We start from the raw sequence: 3,502 nt of genomic DNA on the forward strand, positions 1-3,502 counted from the left end.
CCGCGTGGACCAGGCCATCGCCGCGGTGCTGGCCAATCAGGCGCCGAATGGCAGTTTCGGGCTCTGGCGGCCGGACGCGGGGGATTTCTGGCTGGATGCCTATGTCACCGATTTCCTCAGCCGGGCGCGCGCAAATGGTTTTGCTGTTCTCACCCATGCCTTCCGCGCGGCGCTGGACAATCTGCGCAACCGCATCGCCTATGCCCCCGATTTCGACGAGGGCGGCGAGGATATCACCTATGCGCTGATGGTGCTGGCGCGCGAGGGATCGGCGGCCATGGCGGACCTGCGCTATTACGCCGATGTCAAGGGCCGCGCCTTTGCAACCCCGCCGGCCGCCGGGCAACTGGGCGCTGCGCTTGCCGCCTATGGCGATTCGGCGCGGGCCGAGGCGATGTTCACCCATGCCGCGGGCCGGATGGGGGTGCGCATTGGGGCCGAGGAACCACCGCTCTGGCGCGCCGATTACGGCACCGATCTGCGCGATGCCGCCGGGCTTCTTGCGCTGGCGGCAGAGGCGGGCAGCGCGGCGGTCAACCGCACAATGCTGGCCGGTTACGGCGCCGTGCCGGGCCGCGCGCGGTCCACGCAAGAGGCAGCCTGGATGCTGCTGGCCGCCCATGCGCTGATCGACCGGCCGGGGGCGGGGGGCTTCACCCTGAATGGTGCGCAGCTTGACGGGCCGTTGTTGCTCTTGCGCGACGGCGACGCCCCGGCGGTGATCGGAAACGGCAGCGGCGCGGATGAGGTCCTGACGCTGACCGCGTTCGGCGTGCCGGACACGCCCGAATCCGCCGACGGCAACGGATTCGCCATCACCCGCCGCCACTACACGCCTGATGGCGCGCCCGCGACGCTGGATGCGGTGCCCGCCGGAACCCGGCTGGTCACGGTGATCGAGGTCACGCCCTTCGCCCTGACCAAGGCGCGACTGATGATCGCCGACCCGCTGCCCGCGGGGTTCGAGATCGACAATCCGAACCTGCTGCGGGCGGGCGATGTCCGCGCGCTGGACTGGCTGGAGCCGACCGTCGAGGCGACCCATGCCGAGTTCCGGCAGGACCGGTTCCTGGCCGCGGTCGACCTGCGTTCCGGTGCCCCGATCCGGCTGGCCTGTATCCTGCGCGCGACCGCACCGGGCAGCTATCGCCACCCCGCCGCCAGCGTCGAGGACATGTATCGCCCCGACCGCCGCGCCTGGACCGATGCAGGCCGCGCCACGGTCAGCGAATGGGGCGCCTGCCGCTGGTCCTGCTCGCTGTGCTGCTCATCAGCGCGGCGGCGCGGGATGCGGCGGATCGCTGGATTGCGGCAACCGATCTGCCGGTGCTGGGGGCCGAAAGCTCGGCCGAAGTGCTGGACAGCACCGGGGTTCTTCTGCGCGCCTACACCGGGACCGATGCGCTGGCGGCTGGCGACCAGCCTGGATGCGGTGGACCCGGGCTATCTGGCCATGCTGATCGCGCGCGAGGATCGGCGGTTCTACCGCCATCCGGACATCGACCCGCTGGCGTTGCTGCGCGCGGCGGGGCAGGCGGTCCGCCATGGCCGCGTCGTCTCGGGTGGCTCGACGCTGACGATGCAGGTGGCGCGGTTGCTGGAGGACAGCGGAACCGGGCATTGGGGCGGCAAGCTGCGGCAGATGCGGGTCGCGCTTGCGCTGGAGCGGCGGCTGGGCAAGGACGAGATCCTGACGCTTTACCTGAACCGCGCGCCCGTCGACGGAAATCTCGAAGGGCTGCGGGCGGACAGCCTGGCCTGGTTCGGCAAGCCGCCCCGGCGGCTGACACCGGCCGAGGCCGCGCTGCTGGTCGCGCTGCCCCGGGCGCCCGAGGCCCGCAGGCCCGACCGCGATCCAGCCGCCGCGCGCGCCGGGCGCGACAGGGTGCTGGCGCGCATGGCACAGGCGGGCCTGCTGGGCGCCGAGGAGCTGGCGGTTGCCATCCACGCCCCTGTCCCGACGACCCGCCACCCCTTCCCGGCACTGGCCCCGCATCTTGCCGACAGGGCCCGCGCCGCCGATCCGGGCGCGGCGCTGCACCGGCTGACGCTGGAGGCGGGGTTGCAGGCCCGGCTGGAGGCGCTCTTGCGCCGCATTGTGGCCCCGCTCGGCCCCGCGGTTTCGGCCGCGCTGATCGTCGCCGATCACCGCACGGGCGAGATCCTCGTCCATCTCGGCAGCCCCGATTTCACCGACAGCGCGCGGGCGGGCTATGTGGACGTGACCATCGCGCCCCGCTCGCCCGGCTCGACGCTGAAACCGCTGGTCTACGGCCTTGCCTTCGCCGAGGGGCTGGGACCCGCGCGGCTGGTCGCGGGGCTTGAACGTGCCGGGATCGCGCCCGCGATCCCCGGCGGGGTGGCGGGCCTTGCCGTGGCGCTGGGCGGGCTGGGCGTGACACTCGAAGACCTTGCGCGGCTCTATGCCGCGATTGCGAATGGCGGGCGCGCGGTCGGGCTGCACTGCCAGACCGGCGCGGGCGCAGCCATCCCCGGCCCCCCGGTCCTGACGAAGGAGGCCGCCTGGCAGGTGGCCGACATCCTGCACGGCACGCCTGCGCCGCCCGCCGCGGCCCAGGGGCGGATCGCCTTCAAGACCGGCACCTCCTTCGGCCATCGCGATGCCTGGGCGGTGGGGTTCGACGGGGCGCATGTGATTGCGGTGTGGATGGGTCGACCGGATCGCACGCCGTTTCCCGGCTCCTTTGGCGCCGATAGTGCCGCGCCGCTGCTGTTCGAGGCTTTCGCGCGGCTGACCCCCCCGATCCGCTGCCGCCCCCGCCGCCGGGCACGCTGATCGCGGACAATGCCGACCTGCCCCAGCCGCTGCGCCGCTTTGGCACCGCACAGGGCGCCGGACCACGCCTTGCCTTCTCCTCCGACGGGGCCACGCTGGCCGCGGGGCTGGATCTGCTGCTCATCCGGCTGGAAGGCGGCACGCCGCCCTTCATCCTGCTTGTCGACGGTGTCCCGGTCGCGACCGGCCTGCGGCTGCGCGAAATCCAGCTGCCCGCCCCGGGTCCGGGCTTTGCAACCCTGTCGGTGATCGACGCCACCGGTCAGAGCGCGCGTGCCGGCATCCGTCCGGCGCCCTGAGCTGCGCCTTCAGCGGCGGGCGTACCAGCTCGCCGAGGCGAATTTTCGCGTATAGAACTCCGCCATCAGCCCCAGCATGATCAGCGCAAGGCTGACGAAGAACGGATAGCTGATCGAGGTGAAATGCGCGCTGTAGTTGATGAAGGTGAAACCGCGCGCCTGGTCGATGCAGTGGAACAGCGGGTTCCAGTCGAACAGCGCCAGCATGTAGCCGGGCAGCATGTTGGCCACGAACATCTTGCCCGACGCGACCATGTTCAGCCGCTGGAAGATCGTCGAGGCCAGCCCGACGACGCCCGGCGCCCAGGGCTTCGCCGCCAGGAAGACCATCCCGATCGCCAGCCCCGAGAACCAGGACAGCAGCACCATGGCCATTGCGCCGACCGGATCGTAAATCGTGATCGGC

3 protein-coding genes are annotated in these 3,502 nt (G+C 71.7%); 2 read left to right on the forward strand and 1 reads right to left on the reverse strand.

Features of this window, described 5'->3' with window-relative positions:
- Together ENN83_RS02250 and ENN83_RS02255 are read left to right on the forward strand one after the other, a co-directional pair.
- Nucleotides 1-2,797: transglycosylase domain-containing protein (locus ENN83_RS02250; protein WP_287183579.1), on the forward strand; the 2,797-nt coding region annotated here is incomplete at its 5' end.
- Between the two features lie 29 nt (nt 2,798-2,826).
- The gene (locus ENN83_RS02255; RefSeq protein WP_287183582.1) at nt 2,827-3,096 is read left to right on the forward strand and encodes a hypothetical protein; all 270 of its coding nucleotides are present in this window, start codon (nt 2,827-2,829) and stop codon (nt 3,094-3,096) included.
- Nucleotides 3,097-3,105: 9 nt separating this feature from the next.
- On the opposite strand, the gene ENN83_RS02260 is transcribed toward ENN83_RS02255, so the two are convergent.
- Nucleotides 3,106-3,502 (reverse strand): ABC transporter permease (locus ENN83_RS02260; protein ID WP_414707608.1); only part of this gene is annotated, 397 nt, incomplete at its 5' end.

This window comes from Rhodovulum sp. (assembly GCF_011048875.1).
GTDB lineage: Bacteria > Pseudomonadota > Alphaproteobacteria > Rhodobacterales > Rhodobacteraceae > Rhodovulum > Rhodovulum tesquicola.